This window comes from Sanguibacter gelidistatuariae, assembly GCF_900096585.1.
In the GTDB taxonomy this organism is placed as follows: domain Bacteria; phylum Actinomycetota; class Actinomycetes; order Actinomycetales; family Cellulomonadaceae; genus Sanguibacter; species Sanguibacter gelidistatuariae.
On record NZ_FMYH01000005.1, the window covers coordinates 33,249 to 58,102 of the forward strand.

Consider the following 24,854-nt stretch of genomic DNA (forward strand, 5'->3'; position numbering starts at 1 on the left):
GCCCGCGACGATGCTCCCACAGGGTGGAAAACCGTCGCGGGCCATGCCCTAACTCTGCAGCACGATCAGTGCTGGTGCCCGTGACTGTCCGCGTCGTGGTCACTCACAGACGCCCCGCTGCCGCCGGCGAGCTGGGCCGCCGGTGCGTGGGCATCGATCTGGTCGTGCTCACCGTGAGAGTGAGCAGCGGCCAGCTCGGTGGGGGTGACCGGCTCGACGCGGTCCTCGTAGAAGAACCGGGAGAGCTTCTGCAGGCGCGCGTCCTGCTTGAAGCCCTTGCGGCGTACCCCGCGAGAGTCCTCGCGCGGCTCGATCTCGAGGGGCTTGTGCGCGTCGTAGCTGACCCGCAGCCACCGCTCCTGGTCGTTGATAGGCTTGTGCACCTCGATGTACTCACCATCCGCGAAGCGCACGATGCGACCGGTCTCGTGCCCGTGCAGGACGAGCTCGCGATCCTTGCGCTGCAGGCCGATGCAGATCCGCTTGGTGATCCAGAACGCCAGCACGGGAGCGACGAAGAACCCGATGCGGAACACCCAGGTGATCGAGTTGATCGACAGGCTGAAGTGCGTCGCGATGAGGTCGTTCGATCCGGCCAGGGCAAGGATGATGAACGCCGTCAAGAAGCCCACACCGAGCCCGGTGCGGACCGGCACGTTGCGCGGGCGGTCGAGCACGTGGTGCTCGCGCTTGTCCTTGGTCACAGCCGACTCGAGGAAGGGATAGACCGCGAGGAAGGTGAACAGGATGCCCGGGATGACCACGGCTGGGATGAGGACGTTGAGCGAGAGCGTGTAGCCGCCGATCACAAACTCGGCCTGGCCGGGCATGAGACGCAACGAACCCTCGAGGAAGAGCATGTACCAGTCGGGCTGCGCGCCGGCTCCGACGGGGGAGGGGTCGTACGGTCCGTAGTTCCAGACGTTGTTGATCGCCATCGTGGCACCCATGAGGGCGATGACACCGAAGACGATGAAGAAGAACCCACCGGCCTTGGCGACGTAGATCGGGAACAGCGGGAAGCCGACGACATTCTTGTCTGTGCGTCCACCACCGGGGTACTGCGTGTGCTTGTGCACAACCACGAAGAGCAGATGCAGTCCGACGAGCGCCAGGATCAGCGCCGGTACCACGAGGATGTGGATCGTGAACAGGCGCGGGATGATGTCGCCGCCGGGGAACTCTCCGCCGAAGACGAAGTAGGACATGTACGCGCCGATGACCGGGATCGCCTTGATGACACCGTCGGTGATCCGCAGACCGTTGCCGGAGAGCACGTCGTCGGGCAGGGAGTAACCGGTGAAGCCGGCGGCCAGGCCCAGGATCATCAGGATGAAGCCGACCATCCAGTTCAGCTCACGCGGCTTGCGGAACGCGCCGGTGAAGAAGACGCGCATCATGTGCGTGACGATCGCAGCCATGAACAGCAGCGCCGCCCAGTGGTGGATCTGGCGCATCAGCAGCCCGCCACGGACCTCGAAGGAGAGCCGGAGCGTGGAGTTGAACGCCTCGGAGACGAGCTGGCCGCTCATCGTCGAGACGGGGCCTGTGTACTCGACCAGGCCCATCGAGGGGACGAAGAACATCGTGAGGAACACGCCCGAGATGATCAGCACCACGAAGGAGTAGAGAGCGATCTCACCGAGCAGGAAGGACCAGTGGTCCGGGAAGATCTTGCGGGCGAAGCCCTTGACCACGCTGGCGATGCCGGTGCGCTGGTCGAGGTAGTCCGCGGCGCCGGCCAGGGGGCCCTGTGCTTGCGTGGTGCTCATTTGAGGCGCTCCCAGTAGCTCGGGCCAACGGGCTCGTCGAAGTCGTCTTGTGCAACGAGGTAGCCCTCGTCGTCAACCATGATCGGGAGCTGAGGCAGCGGGCGCTTCGCAGGACCGAAGACGACCTTCGCGCCGTCAGCCACGTCGAAGGTCGACTGGTGGCAGGGGCACAGCAGGTGGTGCGTCTGCTGCTCGTACAGGGCGACCGGGCAGCCGACGTGGGTGCAGATCTTGGAGTAGGCCACGATGCCGTCGTAGGACCAGGACTTGCGTTCCTCGGTCTCCTTGAGGATGGCTGGGTCCAGGCGGACCAGCAGCACGATCGCCTTCGCCTTCTCGGCGATCCAGTGGTGGCTGCGGCGCTCCTCGGCGGGGACGTCGGGGATCACGTGGACCACGGAGCCGATCGTCAGGTCCGAGGCCTTGATCAGGCGCCCGGTGGGGTCGATCGCCAGACGCGTGCCGGGCTTCCAGATCGTGTGCTTGAACTTCGAGATGTCCCAGTCGCCGCCGACCGAGCTGATCAGCGGGACCACGATGGTCAGCGGGAACAGTGCGAGGGCCGTGACGACGGCACCCTGGAGGACGGGGCGGCGGGCGATGCCGGAGTCGGCGGCGCCTTCCTTGAGGACAGCGACGGCCGCCTCGCGGACGTCGTCGGCGCTGCGCTGGGCGTGGCGGTCCTCGGACTTCTCGTGGTCGGACATGAGCGTCTTGGCCCAGTGCACGGCGGCGAGACCGATGCCCATGAGCGCGAAGAACATTCCCAGGCCGAGCGCGAGGTTGGCGTTGCGGACGCTCGCCGTGGTGCCCTCGGGGCGGATCGCGAAGTACGCGATGAGCATCCCGATGGTGCCGACGATGGAGATCACGAAGAGGATGACAACCTGAGCCTCGGCGCGCTTGGCGGCCTTCGGGTCCTTGTCGGCCATGCGCAGCTTGTGCTCGTGCATGCCCGGGTCGGGGAAGCGGTCCAACTCGGACGCACCGGTTCCGGCGACGTCCACAGCGTTCTCTGGGTTCTTGGGCTCGCTCATGACGACTTGGCTCCGATCCACACGGCACACCCGATGAGGGAGCCGATTCCGACGATCCAGATCCACAGGCCTTCGCTCACGGGGCCGATGCCGCCGAGGTCGAGGCCGCCGGCGGACCCTTCACGCTGCTCGACGAGGTAGGCGATGACGTCGCGCTTCTCCTCGGGGGTGATGGTCGCGTCGTTGAAGACAGGCATGGACTGCGGGCCGGTGAGCATGGCCTCGTAGATGTGTGTCGGGGTGGTGTCCGTCAGGGCGGGTGCGAACTTGCCCTCGGACAACGCGCCGCCGGCGCCGACGGCGTTGTGGCACATGGCGCAGTTCGTACGGAAGATCTGGGCGCCCATGGACGGGTCTCCGAGCGCGGGGTCGACCTGCTCGGCGGTCGGAGTCGAGGGGCCAGGGCCGAGCGAGGCGACGTAGGCGGCCAGCTGGCTCGTCTGCTTCGCGTCGAACTGGGCCGGCTTGGCCTCGGCCTGGGGGCCGTTCATCGCCATGGGCATACGCCCGGTGCCGACCTGGAAGTTCACAGCGGCAGAACCGACGCCGATCAGCGACGGCACCTCGTCTCGACCTTCGGCGTTGACGCCGTGGCAGGTGGCGCAGTTGGCCAGGAAGAGTTTTTCGCCTGCTGCGATGTCGTCGGTGGCTGCGGTGTCGGCGCTAGCCGACGTGGGTGCCAGGGCGGCGTACAGGCCGCCGGTCACCAACAGCGCCAGCAGCAGCAGCACGACCGGTGTGAACCGGTGGTGTCGGCGGGCGGCGAGTGCCTTCACGGATAGATCCTCGTCTCGCAAGTGGGGGGAGGGCAGTGTGGTCAGGGTGCTCACGTCGAGACGAGAGCGAGGTGGGGCGTGCTACTGAAGGAAGTAGATGATGCCGAAGAGGGCGATCCACACCACGTCGACGAAGTGCCAGTAGTACGACACGACGATCGCGGTGGTGGCCTCGTGGTGGCCGAAGTCCTTCGCAGTGAAGGACCGGCCGAGCAGGACGAGGAAGGCGATGAGCCCGCCGATCACGTGCAGGCCGTGGAAGCCCGTCGCGAGGAAGAAGACGGAACCGTAGGGGCTGGAGGAGATCGTGAGCCCGGCTTCGACGAGCTCGGAGTACTCGTAGATCTGACCGGCGACGAAGAACGAACCCATGATGTAGGTCAGGGTTATCCACTCGTTCATGCCCCAGCGGTTGACCTGGAAGATCGACCCGGTCCGGCGGGGCTGGAGCCGCTCCGCGGCCCAGACGCCCATCTGGCATGTCACCGATGACAGGACCAGGACGCAGGTGTTGATCAACGCGAAGCTCAGGACCAGATGCTCGGTTCCCTCACTCCACTGGTCAGCAGGGATCGTCGCACGGACGGTGAAGTACATCGCGAAGAGGCCCGCGAAGAACATGAGTTCACTCGCGAGCCACACGATGGTTCCGACCGAAACGGGGTTCGGTCGGTTCACACTCACGTGGAGTTGGGCGTTGGGCGCAGCCGTTGCAGTCGACACGTTAATCATTATGGCCGATGTTGGCGCATGTTTGGGTCCTAAGACCCACCGTTTCGCAGGGTTGAATCTCACAATGACTGCAGAACAACGGTTCCGGGTGCCACCTCGTGACGAAACACCAAGTACTGTCACGAAAATAGGGGTACTGGCGTGCCAAGATGCTCATAGGCGCGCACCTTCCCGCCCGAGTCGACGTCGTTGACGCCGTCTCAGCAGCGGGCAGGTGCGCGGACCCATCCGTTTCACACGATCGCGAGGATGCTCATGCCTACCATTCTTCTTTACAGCGACGACCGCACCGTGCGCGAGGAGGTTCGGGGCGCAGTCGGCCAGGTGGACGGCGCCGGTGAGGCGATCGTCTGGATCGACGTCGCGACCTACGACGAGGTGATCAAGAGGGCCGACGCCGGAGGCCTCGACATGTTCGTGCTCGACGGCGAGGCGGACAAGGTCGGCGGGATGGGCATCTGCCGCCAGCTCAAGAACGAGATCTTCAACTGCCCGCCCGTGGTGCTGCTGACCGGCCGCCCCCAGGACGCCTGGCTGGCCTCGTGGTCGTTGGCGGACGCGGCAGTGCCGCGTCCGCTCGACCCGCTCGACCTCCAGAAGGCCGTGCGCACCGTGCTCGCCGAGCCGTTGCGCCAGGGTTCGGGCCTGTGACCGACCGGTCGGCGTCCTTCACCTGGCCCGACCTCACCTCCGCGCTCATCGCCCGTGAAGACCTCAGCGCCGAGCAGACCGCCTGGGCCATGGACACGGTGATGTCCGGGGCCGCGACCCCGATCCAGCTGGCCGGCTTCCTCGTCGCGCTGCGCGCCAAGGGTGAGACCGTGGCCGAGCTGTCCGGGTTGGCCGACTCGATGCTTGCCCACGCGACCCCGCTGCGGGTCGCCGGCAGCACAGTCGACATCGTGGGGACCGGCGGGGACCGGGCGCACACGGTGAACATCTCGACGATGGCCGCGATCGTGCTGGCCGGCGCCGGGCTCAAGGTGGTCAAGCACGGGAACCGCGCGGCGTCGTCGTCGTCGGGGGCTGCCGACGTGCTCGAGGCGCTGGGGATCCGGCTGGACCAGCCCGCCCAGCGGGTGGGGGAGATCGTCGAAGAGGTGGGGATCACCTTCGCCTTCGCGAACGTCTTTCACTCCTCGATGCGGCACGCCGCGCCCGCCCGTGGCGGTCTGGGCCTGCCGACGGCGTTCAACTTCCTCGGGCCGCTGACCAACCCCGCGCAGCCGCGGGCGACCGCGGTCGGCGTCGCCGACGTCCGGATGGCCCCGCTCGTGGCCGGGGTGTTCGCCGGACGTGGCACCCAGGCGCTGGTCTTTCGCGGTCACGACGGGCTCGACGAGCTCGCCGCGTCGTCTCCGGCCGACGTCTGGGAGGTGCGCGACGGCGTGGTCACCCAGCACCTGCTCGACCCGGTCGCCGACCTGGGCCTGGCCCCGATCACGATCGAGGACCTGCGCGGGGCGGACGCCGCTTACAACGCCGGGGTCGCCCGGGCGACGCTCGACGGGGCGCGGGGCGCGGTCCGGGACACCGTGCTGCTCAACGCCTCAGCCGCGATGGTCGCCGACGCGAGCCTGCCGGGGACCGCCAGCGGTTCCTTGGCGGACCGCTTGATCGCGGGGATGGCCCACGCGGCGCGTGCCGTCGACTCCGGCGCGGCCCGCGACGTGCTGACGCGCTGGGCGGCCGTCGCCGGCTGACGGGCGCGAGGCGCCCGACCGCGCGAAAAGGGCTGCCCGGCGAGAGCCGGACAGCCTTTTTTCAGTCTTCGAGGCCGAGGGCGAAGGCCGCGTCGAGGTCCTTGCTGGAGAACTCCCGGAAGGCCAGGTAGGTCCGGGTGCGTTGGACGCCGGGGACCTTGCTGATCTTGTCCGCGATGATGTCCGCGAACTCGTTGTGGTCGGTGACGTGCACCATGGCGATGAGGTCGACCTCACCGGTCACCGAATACACCGCCGACACGCCGGGAACCTCGGCGATGGCCGTCGCGGCCTCCGGGATGAGTGCCTGGTCAGTGTCGATCATGACGATGGCGGTAGGCATGGTGTGCTCCTCTGGCGGGGGTCGAGCCTGCTCGTTTCGCCCGCGCGGCCGGTGGGCTGTCCCCAGTATGACGGCTCCGGATCGGGGGCGTGAGCAGGGCGAGGAGCAAGGTCGTGAGCAAGGCCGGGTGCCGACCGGGAGACGACCTCGGCGGTCGAGGTGTTGACGACGTGCCGCTCGGTCCCGCGCACCGGACAGGACTGCGGGTCGCTCACGTCGACGAGGCGGACGCCGGCGCCGGCCAGCCACTCGATGATCAGGTCGCTCTCCTCCGGGTGGCACGCGGGAGCCGGCCACGTCGGGGGTGGAACGTGCTCCGCCGAGGCCACCGCGGAGGCGACGGTCGCGAGCGGGTCGCCGGTGCGCGCGCAGAGCGCCGTCGCTGCGAGTCGGCCGTGGCGCACCACGACGATCTCCCACCCACCGCCGGTGGCCGGACGCGCCGCCACGAGCTGGCGGCAGGTGCTCAGCGGCGCGAGCCGCTGCGCCCGGGCCGCGCCCGAGAGGTAGGCCTCGAGCCGGTCCCGGTCGGCGGCGGCGTCCTCGAAACGTTCGTCGCGGACCAGGGTGGCGATCCGCCGGGAGAGGGCATCCACGACCGGTCCGGCGTCGCCGGCCATCGTCGCGCGCAGGGCATCGATCACGTCGGGATAGCTGACGGGGCCGTGGTCTGTGGGCACGCACGGCGCGCTGCAGCGCCCCATCTCGGCCAGCGCGCACGCGGTCGCCGTCGCCAGCGGCACGACCGGCAGCCGGCCTCCGCACTGCCGCACCTGGTGAGCGGCCTGCAGGGCCTCGACGGCGGCCACGGCGCGCGACCGGGAGGTGAAGGGGCCGATGTGCGGCTCGGTGGCCCAGCGGGGCTCCTGCGCCGCCGCCACGCCCGTGCCCGCGGTCGGGGGTTCCCGCACGACGGTCAGCCGCGGATGGGCCTCCGCGGTGAGGCGCACCCAGTGCATCCGCTCGGGGTGCTTGGACCGCTGGTTGTACCGCGGTGCGTGCTCGGTGATCATCCGCAGCTCGCGCACCCGTGACTCCAGCTCGGTCGCGCAGGGGATGGCCCGGACCGAGGATGCCAAGCGAATCATCTCGGTCATCCGTCGCCGCTTCTCAGCCGCCGTGAAATAGCTGCGGACCCGCTTGCGCACGTGGGTCGACGTCCCGACGTAGAGCACCTCGTCGCCGGGGCCGATGAACATGTACACCCCGGGACCGTCGGGGAGGCCGTCGGCGAGGTGACGGCGACGGCGGATGTCGGGCGGGACGGGGTCGGACGCACCGGCGAGATCTTCGAGGGTGGTGACCCCGAGCGGGGCCAGCCGCTCGAAGAGGGCATGCATGACGTCGACCGTCGCCCGGGCGTCGGACAGAGCCCGGTGGTCGGGGGTGATCGTGGCCCGGAACAGCGCGGCCAGTGTCCCGAGCTTGTGGTTGGGGGCCTCGTCCCGGGTGACGAGCCGGCGGGCGAGCGGGACGGTGTCCAGCACCTGGTTGCCCGGCCATGTCAGGTCCATCGCGACGGTCGCCGCGCGCAGGAAGGAGATGTCGAAGGGCGCGTTGTGGGCGACGAGCACGCAGGACCGGGCGAAGTCGAGGAAGGAGGGCAGCACCGCCTCGATCCGTGGCGCGGAGGCGACCATGGCGGTCGTGATCCCGGTGAGCCGGGAGATGAAGGCGGGAATCGGCATGCCGGGGTTGACCAGGGTCTGGAACTCCCCGATCACCTCCCCGCCGCGCACCTTGACCGCGCCGATCTCGGTGATGGCGCTGTCCTTGGGCGAGCCGCCCGTCGTCTCGAGGTCGACCACGACGAAGGTGACCTCGTGCAGGGGAGTGCCCAGCTCATCGAGGGCGAGCTGGACCGGGCGCCCGGCCGGGAACGGGAGGTCGCCGGAGACCAAGACGACTGGACTTGAGACGACGGAGAGCCGGCGACCCGCCTCCCGGGCTCCGGGGGCGGGTCGCGGCTCATGGGTCCACGACCGAGGATGCATCATGCAGCGAGGATATGCCGCGTCACTGACACCGTCGGCCCAGCGGTCAGTCGCCGTGGTTGACGCTCGCGTAGATCGCGTCGATCTCCGAGGCAAAGTCCTTGATCACGAGCGCACGCTTGACCTTGAGCGAGGGGGTCAGGTAGTCGTTCGCGATCGTGAAGTCGGTGTCCAGCACGGAGAACTTGCGGATCGACTCCGCCCGGGACACCGCGCGGTTGGTCCGCTGCACAGCGGCGTCCAAGGAGGCAAGCACGTCCGGGTCGAGCGCAGCCTGCCAGACGGTCATCGTCTCCTTGCCGTGCGTGGCCAGCCAGCCGGGCAGCCCCTCGGGGTCGAGGGTGATCAGCGCCCCGATGAACGGCTGGTTGTCACCGACCACCACCACCTGGCTGATCAGCGGGTGCGCACGCAGCCGGTCCTCGAGGACCGCCGGGGCCACGTTCTTGCCGCCAGCGGTGACGATGATCTCCTTCTTGCGCCCCGTGATCCGCAGGTAGCCGTCGTCGTCGATCGTGCCGAGGTCCCCCGAGCGGAACCAGCCGTCGAGGAAGGCGTCCTCGGTCGCCTTCGGGTTGTTCCGGTATCCGCGGAAGACGTGCGGCCCCTGGATGAGGATCTCGCCGTCGTCGTCGAGCTTGAAGGCGTGGCCAGGGAGCGGGGGGCCGACCGTGCCGATCGTCCCGGTCTCGGGGAGGTTGACGCTCGTCGGAGCGGTCGTCTCGGTCAGGCCGTAGCCCTCCAGGACTACCAGGCCCACCCCACGGTAGAAGTGCCCAAGACGTTCCCCAAGTGCCGCGCCACCGGAGACGGCGTAGCGCGCCTCGCCGCCGAGCGCGGCCCGGATCTTCTTCAGGACGAGCGCATCGGCGACCTTGTGCCGCAGGCGCAGCCCGATTCCTGGACCGCCGGGGGCGTCCAGGGCCCGCGAGTAGGTGATGGCCGTCGCGGCTGCCCAGTGGAAGAACTTCGCCTTCCCAGCGAGGGCGGCCTTCTGCTCGGAGGAGTTGTAGACCTTCTCGAAGACCCGCGGGACCGACAGGATGTACGTCGGGTGGAACGTGCTCAGGTCGTCCATCAGCGTCTTGGTGTCCGGTGTGTGCCCCATGACCGAGCCGGCCGGGACCACGAGGACGTGGATGAAGCGCGCGAAGACATGGGCGAGCGGCATGAACAGCAGCGTGCGGCGTCGGCCGTAGTTGAGGACGTCGGCGAGACGCTCGCTCGCGTTGACGGTCAAGGAGTAGAAGTTCTCGTGCGTCAGCTCGGCGCCCTTGGGGCGCCCCGTGGTGCCCGACGTATAGATGACCGTGGCGACGTCGGCGAGGACGGCCAGGGAGCGGCGCCGGGCGATCTCGTCGTCGGGCACCTCGGCCCCGGCCAGGACGAGGGCGTCCATCCCGCCCTCGTCGATGACGTGGAGGGTGTCCAGGGTGGGAGCCGCGGCGCGCACCTCGGCGACCGTCTCGGCGTGCTCGGGGGTCTCCACCACGAGGAGCCGGACCGAGGAGTCGGTGAGGATCCATTCGACCTGCTCGGCGCTCGAGGTCTCGTAGAGAGGGACCGTCACGGCCCCGGCGGCCCAGATCGCCCAGTCCAGCAGCGACCACTCGTACCGGGTCCGGGACATGATGCCCACGGAGTCGCCGGGGTTGATGCCCTGCGCCACGAATCCCTTGGCGACGGCGACGACCTGAGCATCGAACTCGCTCGCGGTGACCGGGACCCAGGTCCCGGACGGGTCCTTGCGCTCCATGAGAGGTTTGTTGCCCGACGTCGCGACCCGTGCTGCAAGCAGATCATTGAGATTCTTGCTCGGATCGACGGTGATCAGGGCGGCTGTGCGGAACTCGTCCATTCTGGCTCCAGTGACAGTGGTCGATAGTGGGTAGACCATACCCAGTGATCGAGTGCGCGGGCGCACACCGGAGGTGAGTAGGCTTCAGGCGAGTCGCACGAGTATGTGCACACTACGAGGTGAGGCAGGAAACGGATTCATGTACGCCATCGGGGTCGACATCGGCGGGACCAAGATCGCGGCCGGAGTGGTCGACGAGCAAGGAAACATCCTTGCCCAGACGCGGGTCAGCACGGAGCCCGACGACGCGTCGAGCATCGACCAAGCCATCTCCGACGTCTACCGTGAGCTGTCCAAGGACTATGAGGTCGGTGCGATCGGCCTCGCCGCCGCCGGCTTCGTCAGCCCGGACCGGACGTCGGTGCTCTTCGCCCCGAACATCGCCTGGCGCGACTACCCGATCGCTGACCGCGTGGCCGCGCTCATCGGCACAGACGTGCCGATCGTCGTGGAGAACGACGCCAACGCCGCCGGATGGGCAGAGTTCCGCTTCGGCGTCGGGCAGCAGGCCAGCGACATGCTCATGCTCACGGTCGGTACCGGCCTGGGCGGCGCCATCATCGTGGACAACAAGCTTGTGCGCGGGCGCTGGGGCGTAGCTGCCGAGGTGGGTCACATGCGCGTGGTCCCCAGCGGGCACTACTGCGGCTGCGGCCACGAGGGCTGCTGGGAGCAGTACGCCTCCGGTTCCGCGCTCGTGCGCGACGCCAAGGCCGCAGCGATCGCCCGCCCGCGCGAGGCTATCGCGATCCTCGACCTCGCCGAGGGGCAGGTCGAGGCGATCACCGGCCCGCTCGTCACGCGTGCGGCCCAGTCCGGCGACCCGCTCTCGATCGAGCTGCTCGCCGACCTCGGCCGGTGGATCGGGGAGGGAGCCGCCTCGGTCGCCGCCCTGCTCGACCCTGAGCTCATCGTCATCGGCGGCGGCGTGGGTGCAGCGGGTGACCTGTTGCTCAAGCCTGCCCGTGAGGCCTACGGCTCGGCCCTGCCCGCTCGTGGGCACCGCCCCGAGGCGCGGATCGAGCTGGCCGCACTGGGCAACGAGGCCGGGATCGTCGGCGCGGCCGACCTGGCCCGGATCTAGCCCGTTCCAGAGCGCACCTAGCAGCCGGTCAGACGACGGCCCCTCCGGATCCGGGGCCGTCGTCGGGCCCGCTGGGCAGCCGCCAGACCAGCACCCCCACGCCCGCGAGGAAGCCCGCCGAGAGCGCCAGATAGACCTCGGACGGGACGATCGCCGGGAAGATCGCAGCGACGATCGCCGCCAGGGGGGCCACGACCACGGCAAACCAGCCGAGGTTGCGCATCCGGTCCGTGCTGAGCATGGGTCCGGGGTCGGGCGGGACGAAGGTGTCGTCGGCGTCCTCGAGCGCCTCCGCCTCCGGGCTGCGCCGCCAGGCACGTGGGTCAGAGGTCACTGGCGCGGGCTCGTGGACCCAGGGTGCCACCGGAAAATCGAAGGTCGGAGTGGTCGCCGGGGTCGGCGACGTTCGTTCCGTGTCTGGATTCGTGGAAAGATCGGAGAGTTCCGCGACGATCTGCTGCCAGGCGGCTTCCGTCTGGACCGGGTCGGACAGGTCCGGTGGGTCTGTTGGCTCAGCGGGGATGTCATCGGCGGGATGGACGAGCTCGACGGGCTCGACCGGCTCGGCTGAGTCGCCGGCACGGCTGTCTGGGTCATCGGTGGTTCCTGGCATGGTGATCACTCTAGAGTCGGATGAGAGTCCCGCGAATGCGAGGCGCATGAGGAGGCGGGTTGTTCTACTGGCTGATGAAGCGTGTCCTGGTTGGACCGCTGCTTCGACTCATGTTCCGTCCGTGGGTCCGCGGGCTCGAGAACATCCCCGGGGACGGCCCCGCCATCATGGCGAGCAACCACCTCGCCGTGATCGACTCCTTCGTCCTGCCGCTCGTGATGAACCGCGAGATCGTGTTCATCGGGAAGTCCGAGTACTTCACCGGGACGGGCCTCAAGGGCCGTCTCACCGCGGGCTTTATGCGCGGCGTCGGCACGATCCCGGTCGACCGTTCTGGCGGCAAGGCCAGTGAGGGCGCGCTGCGCACTGGCCTCAACCGTCTCAACGACGGCGGCCTCTTCGGTATCTACCCCGAGGGCACCCGCAGCCCCGACGGTCGCCTGTACCGCGGCAAGACCGGCGTCGCGCGCCTGGCGCTCGAGTCCGGCGCCCCGGTCATCCCCGTCGCGATGATCGGCACCGACAAGGCCCAGCCGATCGGCAAGCGACTGCCCAAGCCCATGCGCATCGGCATCGTCATCGGCGAGCCGCTCGACTTCAGCCGCTACCAGGGCATGGAGAACGACCGGTTCATCCTGCGCTCGGTCACGGACGAGATCATGTACTCGCTCATGAGCCTGTCCGGCCAGGAGTACGTCGACATCTACGCCGCGACCCAGAAGGCCCGCCTCGCCGCGGGCGTCAAGGCGTCCGAGACGGGTGCTCCGCCGCCGAGCGCACCCGGAGGCCGCCCGGCCCCCGACGTCCAGGTGCCGGAACCGCCCCAGGAGACCCCAGATCCGTCAGTAGACTGAGATCTGATTCCCACGAACGATTCAGCGCCCACCGACTGCGTGCCCCAGGCATGCCCGGCGTGGGCTCAATGAGAGGTTGTCTCAATGACGGTCCGTCGCGTCGCGCTCCTCACGGCAGGTGGCTTCGCCCCGTGTCTCTCCTCCGCTGTCGGCGGTCTCATCGAGCGCTACACCGAGCTCGCACCCGAGATCGAGATCATCGCCTACCAGCACGGCTACCACGGCCTGCTGACCGGCAACAAGATCGTGATCGACGACGAGGTCCGTAAGAACGCCGGGATCCTGCACCGCTTCGGTGGTTCCCCGATCGGCAACAGCCGCGTCAAGCTGACCAACGCCGCGGACTGCGTCAAGCGCGGCCTGGTCAAGGAGGGCGAGAACCCGCTCACCGTGGCGGCTGAGCGACTCAAGGCCGACGGCGTCGACGTGCTGCACACGATCGGTGGCGACGACACGAACACGACCGCGGCCGACCTCGCCGCGTACCTCGAGGAGCACGGGTACCACCTCACGGTCGTGGGGCTGCCCAAGACGATCGACAACGACGTCATCCCGATCAAGCAGTCCCTCGGCGCGTGGACCGCGGCCGAGGAGGCAGCGGACTTCGCCAAGAACATCATCGGCGAGCACCGCTCCGGACCGCGCATGCTCATCGTGCACGAGGTCATGGGCCGTCACTGCGGGTGGCTGACCGCCGCCTCCGCCGCGTCGTACCGCACGTGGCTGGACGCCCAGGAGTGGGTCCCCGGGATCGGCCTGACCAAGGAGCGGTGGGACATCCACGCGGTGTTCGTCCCCGAGCTTGCCCTCGACATCGAGGCCGAGGCCAAGCGCCTGCGGACCGTTATGGACGAGGTCGGCAACGTCAACATCTTCCTCTCCGAGGGTGCGGGCATGAACGAGATCGTGGCCCAGCTCGAGGCAGCCGGCGAGACCGTCGGACGCGACCCCTTCGGTCACGTCAAGCTCGACACGATCAACCCCGGTGCCTGGTTCGCCAAGCAGTTCGCCGAGCTGCTCGGCGCCGAAAAGACCATGGTCCAGAAGTCCGGCTACTACTCGCGTGCGGCTGCGGCCAACCCCGAGGACCTGCGCCTGATCAAGTCGATGACCGACTTCGCGGTCGAGTCCGCCTTCCGTGGAGAGTCCGGCGTCGTCGGGCACGACGAGGAGGACGGCGACCGTCTCAAGGCGATCGCGTTCCCGCGGATCGCCGGCGGCAAGGCCTTTGACGTGACCGTGCCGTGGTTCGGTGAGCTCCTGGGTGAGATCGGCCAGCAGCTGGTTCCGGCGCCCCCGCACTCATGAGCGTCGCCGTCGATCCCGAGATCGCGGCGGGGCTCGACCACTTCCGGACGCTCGTGGCCGGCCAGCAGCCCGTCTGGCCGGATGCCGGGCACCTGAAGAGGGTCAGCGACACCCTGGGCTCCGTGCCCCCGCTCGTCGTCCCGACCCAGCTCGAGACGCTCACCGAGCGTCTTGCGGCTGCCGGTCGGGGCGAGGCGTTCCTGCTCCAGGGCGGGGACTGCGCGGAGACCTTCGCCGAGGCCAACGCGGACCGGGTGCGCAACAAGGTCCGCACGATCCTGCAGATGGCCGTGGTGCTTACCCACGGCGCGAGCATGCCCATCGTCAAGATGGGCCGGATGGCTGGGCAGTACGCGAAGCCGCGCAGCTCCAACGACGAGACGCGCCAGGCCGTGACGCTGCCCGCCTACCGCGGTGACATGGTCAACGGGCACGCCTTTACGCCCGAGGAACGGATCCCGGACCCCGAGCGGCTGCTGCAGGGATACAACATCTCCGCGGCGACCCTCAACGTCGTCCGGGCGCTGACCACGGGCGGGTTTGCGGACCTGCGCCAGGTGCACGAGTGGAACCGCGGGTTCATGACGAACCCCGCCTACGCCCGGTACGAGCGCACGGCGACTGAGATCGACCGGGCCATCCGGTTCATGGCGGCGTGCGGCGCGGACTTCGAGGCGCTGCGCACGGTGGAGTTCTACGTGAGCCACGAGGCGCTGCTGCTCGACTACGAGCGGGCGCTGACCCGCGTCTCCTCGCAGTCCGGCCTGCCCTACGACTCCTCGGGCCACTTCCTGTGGATCGGGGAACGGACCCGCAAGATCGACGGCGCGCACGTGGACTTCCTGTCCCGGATCTCCAACCCGATCGGCGTCAAGCTCGGCCCGACGACGACGGCCGACGACGCGCTCGCGCTCCAGGACAAGCTCAACCCCGAGGGCATCCCGGGTCGCCTGACGTTCATCACCCGGATGGGCGCCGGCAAGATCCGCGAGGCGCTGCCCCCGCTGGTCGAGAAGGTGACCGCCGTGGGTGGCCCCGTCACGTGGGTCACCGACCCGATGCACGGGAACACGATCACGTCGGACTCCGGATACAAGACGCGCCGCCTCGAGGACGTGCTCGACGAGGTCCGGGGCTTCTTCGAGGTGCACCGCGCGGTGGGTTCGGTCCCCGGCGGGCTGCACGTCGAGCTCACCGGTGACGACGTCACCGAGGTGCTCGGGGGCAGCGAGGAGATCGACGACGCCGGTCTTGCGCTGCGCTATGAGACCCTGGTCGACCCGCGCCTGAACCACCAGCAGTCCCTCGAGATGGCCTTCCAGGTCGCCGAGATGCTCCAGGGCAGGTAGTCCCTGCCCGACGACGCAGCACACGCCGCGAGCCCCGGCCCACCTCAGGTGGACCGGGGCTCGCGGCGTCGGTGGCCGAGCTACAGCTCGAGGGTGATCTTCGATCCCATGCGCAGCTGGGTGCCGGGTGCTTCGCTCTGACTGCGCACCTCGTTGCCGAAGAAGCCCATGTAGTACTTGACCTTGACCTCGAAGCCGGCGTCCTCGAGGATCTGCTGTGCCTCGGCGACCGGCTTGAGCAGAACGTCGGGAACCGCCACGAGCGGTTTGCCGAGCGAGATCACCAGGGCGATCTGATCGCCGCGGTGGGCCTGGGAACCGGACTCCACGCTCTGGGAGATCACCCGGCCCTCGGGCACGGACTCGCTGTACTCCTCGCTCGTCGTCGCGGTGAGGTCGAGGGGCTCCAGCCGTGCGCCGGCGTCCTCGAGGCTGAGCAGGGAGACCTGCGGGACGGTCACCGGCTCCGGACCCTTGGAGACTGCGAGGACGATCGGGGCGTTGTGGGGCAGGGAGGCGCCCTCGGTGACCGACACGCTCATGACCGTGTCCGCCGGGATGGTGGTGTTCCAGTCCGACGTGGTCGAGACCTGGGTGAAGCCGTTCTTCTTGAGCGCAGCCTCGGAGTCGGTGAGGGAAATCCCGGTCAGCCCGGTGGGGACGGTGAAATGCTCGATCCCCTGAGAGACGGTGAGCGCGACGGTGCCGTCCTTGCGGATCTTCTCGCCCTCACCGGGCGCGGCGGAGATGACGGTGCCGGCGGGCACATCGTCACTGAACGCGTCGACCGGGTCCGCGGAGAGTTCGGCGAGCTCGAGCGCGGCGGTCGCCTCGGACACAGGGACCTCGACGAGGCCGGCCGGGACGATCGTGAAGGCCCCGGGGCCGGCGGCGAACCACCAGAAGGCACCCCCGCCGAGCGCTCCGAGCAGGAGCGCGACCGAGATGATCCACACAACCAGGCGGCGGCGTCGGCGAGGGCCGACGGCTGCGACGCGTCGGGCTTCCTCGGCCCCGGCAGCGGCCTCGGCGGCTTCGGCCGTCCCGGGCATGAGGGCGCGCGCCGAACCGAGGGAGAGTGCGATCGTCGATCCGGAGGACCCGATGCTCAGTGCCTGGGTGAGGTGCTCGGACGCGGAGTCGGAGTGGGTGGCCGGTGCGGCTGCCGAGGTGCCCGCGGTGGAGGACTCGTCTGTGGCGTCCAAGAGCGCGGTGACGCCAGGGTCCGGTCGCGGGGCCGTGACGACCGCGACGAGCCGGGACGGCGCAGGTCCGTCGTCGTAGGGATCGTCGTCGGATGCATCGAGATCCGGCTCGGTGTCTGTGTCTGTGGCGGACGGTGTGGGGTCTGCGATGACGGTGCCAGTCACCAGGAGGGCAGTGCGGGCCGACCCGTCGTCGTCTGTGGCGGCCTCGGAGTCCGCAGGATCGACGGGCGCGGGCAGGGGGCGGTCGACACGTCGGTCGAGCATCTCGTCGGGGAGCGCATCCCGGAGGCGGCGCAGGTAGGAGAGGGCCGTGGGCGCGTCGGTGGGCCGGTCGTCGGGTTCGCGGGCCGCGAAGGCGCAGACGAGCTCGTCTACCTCGATCGGCAGCCAGGAGGCGACTTCCGACGGGGCCGGGATGTCGTTGTTGACGTGCATGAAGGCCACCTGGATGGGGGTGGCGCCCACGAAGGGCTGAGCCCCGGTGAGCATCTCGTAGGCCATGACTCCCACGGCGTAGATGTCCGTGCGGGTGTCGCAGAGGCCCCTGGCGATGAGCTCGGGACCGAGGTAGGCGACGGTGCCCAGGATCGTCCCGGTCGTGGTGGAGGTGACCTCGGTGACCGCGCGCGCGAGGCCGAAGTCGGCGACCTTCACCCGACCGTCGGCGGCCAGCAGGATGTTCTCGGGCTTGATGTCCCGGTGCACGAGGTTCTGGCGGTGCGCGGCAGCCAGCGCGTCGAGCACGTCGTCGACCACGCTCAGGCATTCGCGGACGGTCAGCGTGCCCTCGTCCTGCATCCGTCGGCGCAGGTTGGTCCCGTCGACGTACTCCATCGTCAGGTAGCTCGTGTCGCCGTCCACGCCCTGGTCGTAGACCGCGACGAGGCCAGGGTGGGTCAGCCGTGCGGCCGCCCTGGCCTCGCGGCGGAACCGGGAGACGAAGTCCGCCCCGGAGGCGCCGTCGGCGAGGTGGGGGTGCATGACCTTGAGCGCGACCTCGCGGTCGAGGCGCCGGTCGGTCGCGAGATAGACCGTGGCCATCCCACCGCGAGCGATGCGGGAGACCACCATGTAGCGCCCGTCGACCAGTTGGCCGACGAGTGAATCAGTCAGAGTGGTTGCCACGCGACGATTCTAGTGGGCGAGGTGGGCGGAATCGGGGATGCGCGCGATCTCGACGCAGCCTCTCCACACCTGCGGGGTCATCGAGAGCCCCGTCGTCATTGTTGAGCGGCCAGGGTGCGAACATTCGCGACATAACGCCGGGTGTCGTCGAACATCCCGTACTTGCGGACCGAGGTCTGCCCTTGGTAGTAGCCCGCGATCGCGTCGTCGAGCGACGGGCTGGTCTCCACGAGGCGCGCGAGGATCGCGACGCCGGCGGTGACGTTGTGCTGGGCGTCGAGCAGGTTGAGGTCGTAGCCGACGAGATCGGAGGCCCAGTCTCCCGAGGTCGGGATGACCTGCATGGTGCCGATCGCGTTGGCGGGGGACACCGCACGCTGGTCAAAACCGGACTCCTGGGTGGCGATGGCGAGGGCGAGGCTGGGGTCGACGCCGTGGACGATCGCCGTCGCGGCGACCATGGAGCGCATCTGGTCCTTGCTCGGGACCGAGCTGGCCAGCAGGGCTGCCTTGTTCTGGTTCGCGGCCGAGACGACGTCGCGGGAGTAGGTGCGCCCGGCGAAGGTGTCGCCGACGAGCTCGGTGGTCGGGGCCGCCTTGCTGGGGGCGCTGCTGGACGTCGTGGTGGTCCCGATCGACAGCGTTTGCCCGATCCGGATGAGGGCGTTGGTGCCGAGGTTGTTCGAGGAGATGATGGACGAGGCCGTGGTGCCGTAGCGGAGCGCGAGCGCGGAGACGGTGTCGCCGGCGACGACGCGGTGGGAGGCGGCCGGCGTGGAGGTCGGGGCGGGCGCCGCAGAGCCCGTCGCCGACGGGATGACAAGACGTTGGCCGGCGCGGATACGGAACTGGGCGTCGAGGTTGTTGGCCGAGCGGATCGAGGCGGGGGACGCGCCGGTCTGTGCCGCGATTCCCGAGACGGTGTCGCCCGAGGCGACGTCGTAGGACTCGTCGGCGGACGAGGACGACGCGGCCGCCACGATCGAGGCGGCGGCGAGGGCGAGGCCCGTGGTGCCGTAGCGCAGGGCGTACCGGCCTGCGGTGCGGGTCCGGGACGGTGCGGGAGTCGTCGTGGAGGCGGCGCTGCGGGAGGCGGGCATGGGGCGCATCCGATCTGTTGGCGGTTCCGTCGATCTGGGACAACAAGCCGAAGATGCCGACGGCTCACGTGACCAGTGTTGCAGAAGTTGCTGTGGATGCTGAAGTGACTGGTGTTGCACAACGACCTTAAGTCAGAATTGTCTGCGTGAACAATGGACAGCGGCCAGGAGCCGTAGGCTGGTCCGGTGACCAATCCAGAACAGCAGCCGCAGCCCGACCCGGCTGAAGCCCTCCAGACCGCTCGGATCGACGCCCTCGTGGGGGACTGGGTGAACGTCCCCGGCGTCGCCGAGCGCCTCGGAACCAAGGTGACCTCGATCCGCAGCGCGCTCAGCGACCGCCGGATCGTCGGCATGAAGCGCGGAGAGCGCAACATCTTCTCGGTCCCCGAGCAGTTCCTCATCCCCGCGCACCTGTCCAACCCTGCCGACCGCAAGCCGGTCCAGGTGCCCGAGGGGGAGACGGAGCAGATCATCATCCTGCCCGCGCTCAAGGGCACGATCATCCAGCTGGGCGACGTCGGGTACTCCGACCCCGAGATCATCGAATGGCTCTTCACGGTCGAGGGTGCGCTCGGGCAGACGCCCATGGAGGCCCTGCGGACCGGGCGTAAGAGCGCGGTCCGTCGGGCGGCGCAGGGCCTGGGCTGAGGCCAACCTTCCGCAGTACGACCGCGCCCGCGCCTGCCCTGTGCAGGCGCGGGCGTCGTCGTCTGGCGGTGTTCTCAGGCGTGCCGCTCGACCGCGGCGCGCGCCAGCGACACGAGCGTGTCGGATACGGGCTGAGGCAGTCGCGCAGCGTCGAGCGCCTCGAAGGCCTGGGCGCTGAGGCTCGTGATGAGCTCCTCGATCTCCTCGACCGCGCCCGAGGCGCGGACGACCTCCTGGACCTGGGCGACCTCGCTCGCGCTGAGGTCGGGACGCCCGAGCGCTGAGGCCACCTCGACGCGCGCAGCGGGGTCGAGCGTGCGCATGGTCCGGATCATCAGCAGGGTGCGCTTGCCCTCGCGAAGGTCGTCGCCGGCGGGCTTGCCGGTCGTCGATGGATCGCCGAAGACCCCCAGCAGGTCGTCGCGCAGCTGGAACGCCTCCCCGAGGGGCAGGCCGAAGGCCGAGCAGGCGCTCAGCTGCGCGTCGGTGGCCCCGGCCAGGGTCGCCCCGAGCAAGATCGGGCACTCGACGCTGTACCGCGCGGTCTTGGACCGGATGATCTCCCGGGCGCGACGCTCGTCGCCGACGAAGTCCCCGTCCCAGGGCTGCATCTGGGCGTGGACGTCGAGGTACTGGCCCACGGTGACCTCGGTGCGCATCCGGGTGAAGATCTCCCGGGCCGGCTGCGAGCGTTCGGCCGGAAGGGCGGTGACCGCCCCGAGGAACTCGTCCTCGCTCGAGATGAGGCTCAGGTCGCCGAGCAGGATCGCGGTCGACAACCCGAACTGCTCCGCGTCGCCGGGCCAGCCGGAGTCGAGGTGGTGCTGGGCGAAGCTGCGGTGCGCCGTCGCCGCGCCCCGTCGGGTGTCGGACTTGTCCATGACATCGTCGTGGAAGAGCGCGGCAGCCTGGAAGAGCTCGAGGGCCGCACCGACCCCGATGATGTTGGCGAGCTCGGGAGAGTCCGCCGCGGCGCCGTGAGAGCGCCACGACCAGTAGCAGAACGCCGCCCGCAGCCTCTTGCCTCCGCGCAGCATCCGGCCCCAGGCGTCCACCAGCGGAGCCGCGTCGACGCTGATCTCGGCCAGGATCCGGCTCTGGTTGCCCAGGACGTGGGCGAGGCGGGCATCGATCTTGTGGCGCAGGTCTTCGCGGTCGACCAGTGACTCGTGGGCGGCAGGCATGGGTCGAGCCTAGATCGGTTTTGATACGTTCAGGAATCGCCGGGAGATGTTCCCCACAGGGTCGAGCGCGGGCGCGCTGTGCACAGGCCGACGACGGGTGGCCGCGCCACATCGCGGCGGCGACGCACTGTGAGGCATGACACCGACACTGCGCGTTCGTGAACCCCAAGAGCTCCTCGCTCTCATCCCCTTCCAGCTGGGCTTCCAGCCGCGCGAGAGCGTCGTCGCGGTCAGCCTCCGTGAGCCGCGTCACCGGGTGGGCCTGGTCATGCGGGTGGACCTTGCCGACCTCGCCCAGCCCGACGACGGACGCCAGCTTGCCCGGAGCATGGTCTCTCACGTGGCCGCCGACGGTGGCCACGACGTGGTCCTGGTCGTCTACACGGACGCCCCGGTGCCGCTCGCCCGGGATGGTGACTCGCTCGCCTGGCGGGCGGTCGGTCACTTCCTCGGCGCGGCCGAGACGTTTCTGGGGTCGATCGACGCCTGGGTCGTCTCGGAGACCGGGTACTCCGTCCTCGGCTGCTCCGACCCCCGGTGCTGCCCGCCCGGTGGGCGCCCGCTCACCGACCTGCTGTCCACGATCGTCGGTGCGGAGATGGTCCTGGCCGGGGCCGTCGTCATGGAGACCCGCGACGCGCTGGCCTGGATCCCACGGGCCCCGGACCTCGACCGGCGCCGCGCCAACGCGGCCGCGAACCGGTCGCGCCACCAAGCCCGGGACGGCGACCCGGCCGCGCGCGACAGGTGGCGCCAGGACGGCTTCGCGACGTGGCGCGCCGCCCTGGACGGCACCCTGGCCGCGGCGAGCCTGGGCAGGCTCGAGGCGGCCCTGGACGACGTCCTGGTCCGGGACGCGATCCTGCTGTCGCTCGTCCCCGGGGTCGGTGACCTGCCGGAGCGGCTCCTGGCGGGATCCGACGACCTGGGTCGTGCCGGCGGCGTCGGTGCCCAGGAGCGGCGGCGCACCGACGCCGCCGTCGGGCGGGCGATGGCCGCGATCGTCGACCCGCGGGTGGGTGTGCCGCCCGAGGACGACCTGTCCAGCGCGGCCCAGCGGACGCTGGAGGGCATCGTCGCGCATGGGCGTCGCGACCGCCAGGCACCCGCACTCACCCTGCTTGCCCTGCTGACCTGGTGGCGGGGGAGCGCGGCACGGGCCGGGGCGCTCCTGGAACGGGCGCAGGCCTGCGACCCGCGATACCGGCTGGCGGAGCTGCTGAGCCAGGCGCTCGTGTCCGGGATGGCACCGGGGTGGGTCCGGCGTCCGGACAGCTGACCCGGAGCTAGCCGGGATCAGCGGTCGGGCTGACGTGCGGGCGGGCCAAGGCGTGGTCGACCTGACGCAGGCCCTGCTCTCGGGTAGTTTCAGACCTGCAGGCGTCCGTCGTGGACGTTCACGGCTGATTCTCGGAGGACTGATGACTGTTGTTGTGGGCTATCTCGCCACGGTTGAAGGACGTCAAGGACTGGCCGCTGCGGTCGAGGAGGCACGACGCAGGAGCACGGACCTCGTCGTCGTGGTGACCGAGAAGGCCGCCACCCCAGCGCCGGACGCCGTCGAGGAGCGTGACGTCGAGCTGGAGGTGCTGGCCCGCTCCGCCGAGCAGGAGGGTGTCACGGTCGACATCCGCGTCCTGGGCGAACGCCGGGACGTGGCCGAGGACCTCATCGCCGTCGCCGAGGAGGTCTCAGCAGACGTCATCGTCATCGGGCTGCGACGCCGCAGCCCCGTGGGCAAGCTCATCCTCGGCTCGAACGCGCAGCGGATCTTGCTGGGAAGCCCGTGCCCGGTCCTGGCGGTCAAGCCGGACCGCGCCGCAACAGCCGGATAAGGAATCTTTCGCTTGCGTGGCTCGTTGACACCGATGGGTCGGCACACGCCGGCTCGGGTGCGATCGAGCGGCCGGTGACAGCGACGAATCTCACCCTCGAACACAGGTGCTGCGGTGCTGTGGATGCCCTCTGCGGGCGTGGATCAGCGCTGCGGCGAGTATAATGGTGGTTTACGGCAGCTGAGATGTGTCGCTCTCGACCATCGCTGAAGTCAGCCGAACTCTGCCTCCCTGAGATGCCGAAAGGTCGTTTGTGGCGCCCATCTCTGAGAATCTCGCGCTCCCCCGCGAATTCGAGCACCCAGCACTGCAAGAACTCATCCGTCGTGGGGCAACCCACGGTCGTGTCGACGCGGAGAGTTTCCGCGACGCCTGCGAGAAGGCCGAGGTCGCCGACGCGAAGCGCCTCAAGACCGTCTTCCGCGCTCTTGTGGCGGCCGGAGTTGATGTCGACCTCCCGACCACGACAGTCGCCGCTGCCGCAACGACCCGCTCCACGAGCACGACCGCTCGGGCCGTCAAGCCCAAGACAGCCGCGAAGAAGGCCGCACCGGTGACCACCCGTCAGGCAGCCGCGCCCGCCGGTACGGCCGCCGCCGCCGCGGTTGCCGCCGACGCGACGTCGGACGCCGACGCAGCAGCCCCCGCGGCCGCTCCCAAGCGCGCCCCCCGCAAGCCGGCTGCCGCCAAGGCCGCCCCGGTCAAGCGCACCCGCCGCAAGGCGTCGGACGACGTCGAAGAGACCGAGTCGGTCGAAGAGGCCGAAGAGACCGACGGCGAGGCCGCCGGTGCAAAGAAGGCCACCGAAGAGGTCGACGAGTCGCGCGGCTACGTCTACTCCGACGCCGACGACGACGACGCGCCTGCTCAGCAGGTCGTCACCGCGGGCGCCACCGCGGACCCGGTCAAGGACTACCTCAAGCAGATCGGTAAGGTCGCGCTCCTCAACGCCGAGCAGGAGGTGGACCTCGCCAAGCGGATCGAGGCCGGTCTCTTCGCCGACGAGCGGCTCGCCTCCGGCGCAAAGTTCGAGGCCAAGGCGCGCCGTGAGCTCGAGTGGATCGCGGGCGACGGTCGCCGGGCCAAGAACCACCTGCTGGAGGCCAATCTTCGCCTCGTGGTCTCCCTGGCCAAGCGTTACACCGGCCGCGGCATGCTCTTCCTGGACCTCATCCAGGAGGGCAACCTCGGTCTGATCCGCGCGGTCGAGAAGTTCGACTACACCAAGGGCTACAAGTTCTCCACGTACGCCACCTGGTGGATCCGTCAGGCCATCACCCGCGCCATGGCCGACCAGGCGAGAACGATCCGTATCCCCGTCCACATGGTCGAGGTCATCAACAAGCTCGCCCGCGTGCAGCGTCAGATGCTCCAGGACCTGGGCCGCGAGCCCACGCCGGAAGAGCTGGCGAAGGAGCTCGACATGACCCCCGAAAAGGTCGTCGAGGTCCAGAAGTACGGTCGCGAGCCGATCTCCCTGCACACCCCGCTCGGCGAGGACGGCGACAGCGAGTTCGGAGACCTCATCGAGGACTCCGAGGCGGTCGTCCCGGCGGATGCGGTGAGCTTCACCCTCCTCCAGGAGCAGCTGCACCAGGTGCTCGACACGCTCTCCGAGCGGGAGGCCGGCGTCGTCTCGATGCGCTTCGGCCTGACCGACGGTCAGCCCAAGACCCTCGACGAGATCGGCAAGGTGTACGGCGTCACGCGGGAGCGGATCCGTCAGATCGAGTCCAAGACGATGTCCAAGCTGCGCCACCCCAGCCGGTCCCAGGTCCTGCGGGACTACCTGGACTGATCGGATCTGGCCCGAGACACGACGACCCGCGGAGGCCTACCTGCGCGGGTCGTCGCGTCTGCACCCAACTCGTGAGCCGTCCGCCGAACTCGTTGTTCAGGCCCGTTTCTCGGATGGGAACCCGGGTGGTTCACGAGTTCGACGTCTGGTTCACGAGCTCGCGGGGCGGGCGGGACGAGAAAGAGCCCGACCCCCACGGGGGATCGGGCTCTTCTGGTTGTCGGGAGCGTCTGCTCCGGTTTCAGCCGCGGTTCGCCGCGCCAGCACCGTGCTCGGCCAGGAGGCGGTCGGTCTCATCCTGCACGTGGGTTGCCACGGGCGTGAACGCCTCGGAGTGCGCGCGCGCGTGGTGTGCGCAGAAGAAGAGCTCACCGGCTGGGAGCAGAACTCGTACGTAGGCCTGAGCGCCGCAGCGGTCGCAGCGGTCGGCCACGGTCAGGGCTTCAGTCGTTGTAGTAGTCACATGGATATGTAACCATCCCCGGTCGCTTTCCATACCACCGAACGGTGCCGGTTCGCTCCCCGCGTAT

At 69.3% G+C, this 24,854-nt stretch carries 22 protein-coding genes; 10 read left to right on the forward strand and 12 right to left on the reverse strand.

The window, feature by feature from the left end:
- Positions 1-65 precede the first annotated feature (65 nt).
- From qcrB to ctaE, 4 genes are all read right to left on the reverse strand, one after another.
- Positions 66-1,772, reverse strand: a complete 1,707-nt coding sequence (gene qcrB / locus BLQ50_RS11655) for a cytochrome bc1 complex cytochrome b subunit (protein WP_093183891.1) — start codon at positions 1,770-1,772, stop codon at positions 66-68.
- On the reverse strand, positions 1,769-2,809 hold the full coding sequence (qcrA, locus tag BLQ50_RS11660; RefSeq protein ID WP_093183893.1) for a cytochrome bc1 complex Rieske iron-sulfur subunit: 1,041 nt from the start codon (positions 2,807-2,809) through the stop codon (positions 1,769-1,771). Before qcrA ends, qcrB begins: the two co-directional genes overlap by 4 nt.
- Entirely contained in the window at positions 2,806-3,585 is a 780-nt protein-coding gene (gene qcrC / locus BLQ50_RS11665; RefSeq protein WP_093183894.1) for a cytochrome bc1 complex diheme cytochrome c subunit, read from the reverse strand. The genes qcrA and qcrC overlap by 4 nt, the downstream gene beginning before the upstream one ends.
- Positions 3,586-3,666: 81 nt before the next feature.
- The gene (gene ctaE, locus BLQ50_RS11670) at positions 3,667-4,317 is read right to left on the reverse strand and encodes an aa3-type cytochrome oxidase subunit III (protein ID WP_093183896.1); all 651 of its coding nucleotides are present in this window, start codon (positions 4,315-4,317) and stop codon (positions 3,667-3,669) included.
- Positions 4,318-4,572: 255 nt separating this feature from the next.
- On the opposite strand from ctaE, the gene BLQ50_RS11675 reads away from it, so the two are divergent.
- Both BLQ50_RS11675 and trpD read left to right on the forward strand, forming a co-directional pair.
- Positions 4,573-4,968, forward strand: coding sequence for a response regulator transcription factor (locus BLQ50_RS11675; protein ID WP_245701156.1), 396 nt, complete (start codon positions 4,573-4,575; stop codon positions 4,966-4,968).
- Positions 4,965-6,020 carry an anthranilate phosphoribosyltransferase gene (trpD, locus tag BLQ50_RS11680; RefSeq protein WP_093183899.1) on the forward strand — a complete coding sequence of 352 codons (1,056 nt, stop codon included), beginning with the start codon at positions 4,965-4,967 and terminating at the stop codon, positions 6,018-6,020. Before BLQ50_RS11675 ends, trpD begins: the two co-directional genes overlap by 4 nt.
- A gap of 61 nt (positions 6,021-6,081) precedes the next feature.
- Here trpD and BLQ50_RS11685 read toward each other — a convergent pair whose 3' ends face one another.
- The 3 genes from BLQ50_RS11685 to BLQ50_RS11695 are packed head-to-tail and all read right to left on the reverse strand — an operon-like array spanning position 6,082 to position 10,215.
- The gene (locus BLQ50_RS11685) at positions 6,082-6,363 is read right to left on the reverse strand and encodes an Lrp/AsnC family transcriptional regulator (protein WP_093183900.1); all 282 of its coding nucleotides are present in this window, start codon (positions 6,361-6,363) and stop codon (positions 6,082-6,084) included.
- Positions 6,342-8,360 (reverse strand): DEDD exonuclease domain-containing protein, encoded by a 2,019-nt coding sequence (locus tag BLQ50_RS11690; protein WP_342672063.1) that lies wholly within the window; start codon positions 8,358-8,360, stop codon positions 6,342-6,344. Before BLQ50_RS11690 ends, BLQ50_RS11685 begins: the two co-directional genes overlap by 22 nt.
- Before the next feature lie 43 nt (positions 8,361-8,403).
- Positions 8,404-10,215 (reverse strand): AMP-dependent synthetase/ligase, encoded by a 1,812-nt coding sequence (locus tag BLQ50_RS11695; RefSeq protein ID WP_093183902.1) that lies wholly within the window; start codon positions 10,213-10,215, stop codon positions 8,404-8,406.
- Positions 10,216-10,354: 139 nt separating this feature from the next.
- Here BLQ50_RS11695 and BLQ50_RS11700 point away from each other — a divergent pair, with 139 nt between their 5' ends.
- Positions 10,355-11,299 (forward strand): ROK family glucokinase, encoded by a 945-nt coding sequence (locus tag BLQ50_RS11700; protein WP_093183903.1) that lies wholly within the window; start codon positions 10,355-10,357, stop codon positions 11,297-11,299.
- A 28-nt stretch (positions 11,300-11,327) separates the two neighbouring features.
- On the opposite strand, the gene BLQ50_RS11705 is transcribed toward BLQ50_RS11700, so the two are convergent.
- Positions 11,328-11,912 carry a hypothetical protein gene (locus BLQ50_RS11705; protein WP_093183905.1) on the reverse strand — a complete coding sequence of 195 codons (585 nt, stop codon included), beginning with the start codon at positions 11,910-11,912 and terminating at the stop codon, positions 11,328-11,330.
- Positions 11,913-11,986: 74 nt separating this feature from the next.
- On the opposite strand from BLQ50_RS11705, the gene BLQ50_RS11710 reads away from it, so the two are divergent.
- The 3 genes from BLQ50_RS11710 (at position 11,987) to BLQ50_RS11720 (ending at position 15,423) form a co-directional block, all read left to right on the forward strand.
- Positions 11,987-12,766: a lysophospholipid acyltransferase family protein gene (locus tag BLQ50_RS11710; protein ID WP_093184321.1), complete on the forward strand. Its 780-nt coding sequence runs from the start codon at positions 11,987-11,989 to the stop codon at positions 12,764-12,766.
- An 84-nt stretch (positions 12,767-12,850) separates the two neighbouring features.
- Positions 12,851-14,074, forward strand: coding sequence for a pyrophosphate--fructose-6-phosphate 1-phosphotransferase (locus BLQ50_RS11715; protein ID WP_093183906.1), 1,224 nt, complete (start codon positions 12,851-12,853; stop codon positions 14,072-14,074).
- Positions 14,071-15,423 carry a class II 3-deoxy-7-phosphoheptulonate synthase gene (locus BLQ50_RS11720; RefSeq protein ID WP_093183908.1) on the forward strand — a complete coding sequence of 451 codons (1,353 nt, stop codon included), beginning with the start codon at positions 14,071-14,073 and terminating at the stop codon, positions 15,421-15,423. Before BLQ50_RS11715 ends, BLQ50_RS11720 begins: the two co-directional genes overlap by 4 nt.
- 80 nt (positions 15,424-15,503) lie before the next feature.
- On the opposite strand, the gene BLQ50_RS11725 is transcribed toward BLQ50_RS11720, so the two are convergent.
- Both BLQ50_RS11725 and BLQ50_RS11730 read right to left on the reverse strand, forming a co-directional pair.
- Entirely contained in the window at positions 15,504-17,756 is a 2,253-nt protein-coding gene (locus tag BLQ50_RS11725; protein WP_175559116.1) for a Stk1 family PASTA domain-containing Ser/Thr kinase, read from the reverse strand.
- 95 nt (positions 17,757-17,851) lie between these two features.
- Entirely contained in the window at positions 17,852-18,856 is a 1,005-nt protein-coding gene (locus tag BLQ50_RS11730; protein ID WP_093183909.1) for a LysM peptidoglycan-binding domain-containing protein, read from the reverse strand.
- Positions 18,857-19,042: 186 nt separating this feature from the next.
- Here BLQ50_RS11730 and BLQ50_RS11735 point away from each other — a divergent pair, with 186 nt between their 5' ends.
- Positions 19,043-19,507, forward strand: coding sequence for an Rv2175c family DNA-binding protein (locus tag BLQ50_RS11735; RefSeq protein WP_093183911.1), 465 nt, complete (start codon positions 19,043-19,045; stop codon positions 19,505-19,507).
- 74 nt (positions 19,508-19,581) lie between these two features.
- Here BLQ50_RS11735 and BLQ50_RS11740 read toward each other — a convergent pair whose 3' ends face one another.
- Positions 19,582-20,691, reverse strand: coding sequence for a polyprenyl synthetase family protein (locus BLQ50_RS11740; protein WP_093183912.1), 1,110 nt, complete (start codon positions 20,689-20,691; stop codon positions 19,582-19,584).
- A 136-nt stretch (positions 20,692-20,827) separates the two neighbouring features.
- Between BLQ50_RS11740 and BLQ50_RS11745 the strand changes: the two genes are divergently transcribed.
- From BLQ50_RS11745 to BLQ50_RS11755, 3 genes are all read left to right on the forward strand, one after another.
- Positions 20,828-21,970: a DUF4192 domain-containing protein gene (locus BLQ50_RS11745; RefSeq protein ID WP_093183914.1), complete on the forward strand. Its 1,143-nt coding sequence runs from the start codon at positions 20,828-20,830 to the stop codon at positions 21,968-21,970.
- Positions 21,971-22,112: 142 nt separating this feature from the next.
- Complete coding sequence (locus BLQ50_RS11750) at positions 22,113-22,526, forward strand: universal stress protein (protein ID WP_093183915.1); 414 nt, start codon at positions 22,113-22,115, stop codon at positions 22,524-22,526.
- Between the two features lie 253 nt (positions 22,527-22,779).
- Positions 22,780-24,324 carry an RNA polymerase sigma factor gene (locus tag BLQ50_RS11755; protein WP_093183917.1) on the forward strand — a complete coding sequence of 515 codons (1,545 nt, stop codon included), beginning with the start codon at positions 22,780-22,782 and terminating at the stop codon, positions 24,322-24,324.
- A gap of 241 nt (positions 24,325-24,565) precedes the next feature.
- Here the strand turns inward: BLQ50_RS11755 and BLQ50_RS11760 are convergent, their stop codons facing one another.
- Positions 24,566-24,820, reverse strand: coding sequence for a DUF7455 domain-containing protein (locus tag BLQ50_RS11760; RefSeq protein WP_093183918.1), 255 nt, complete (start codon positions 24,818-24,820; stop codon positions 24,566-24,568).
- Positions 24,821-24,854 lie beyond the last annotated feature (34 nt).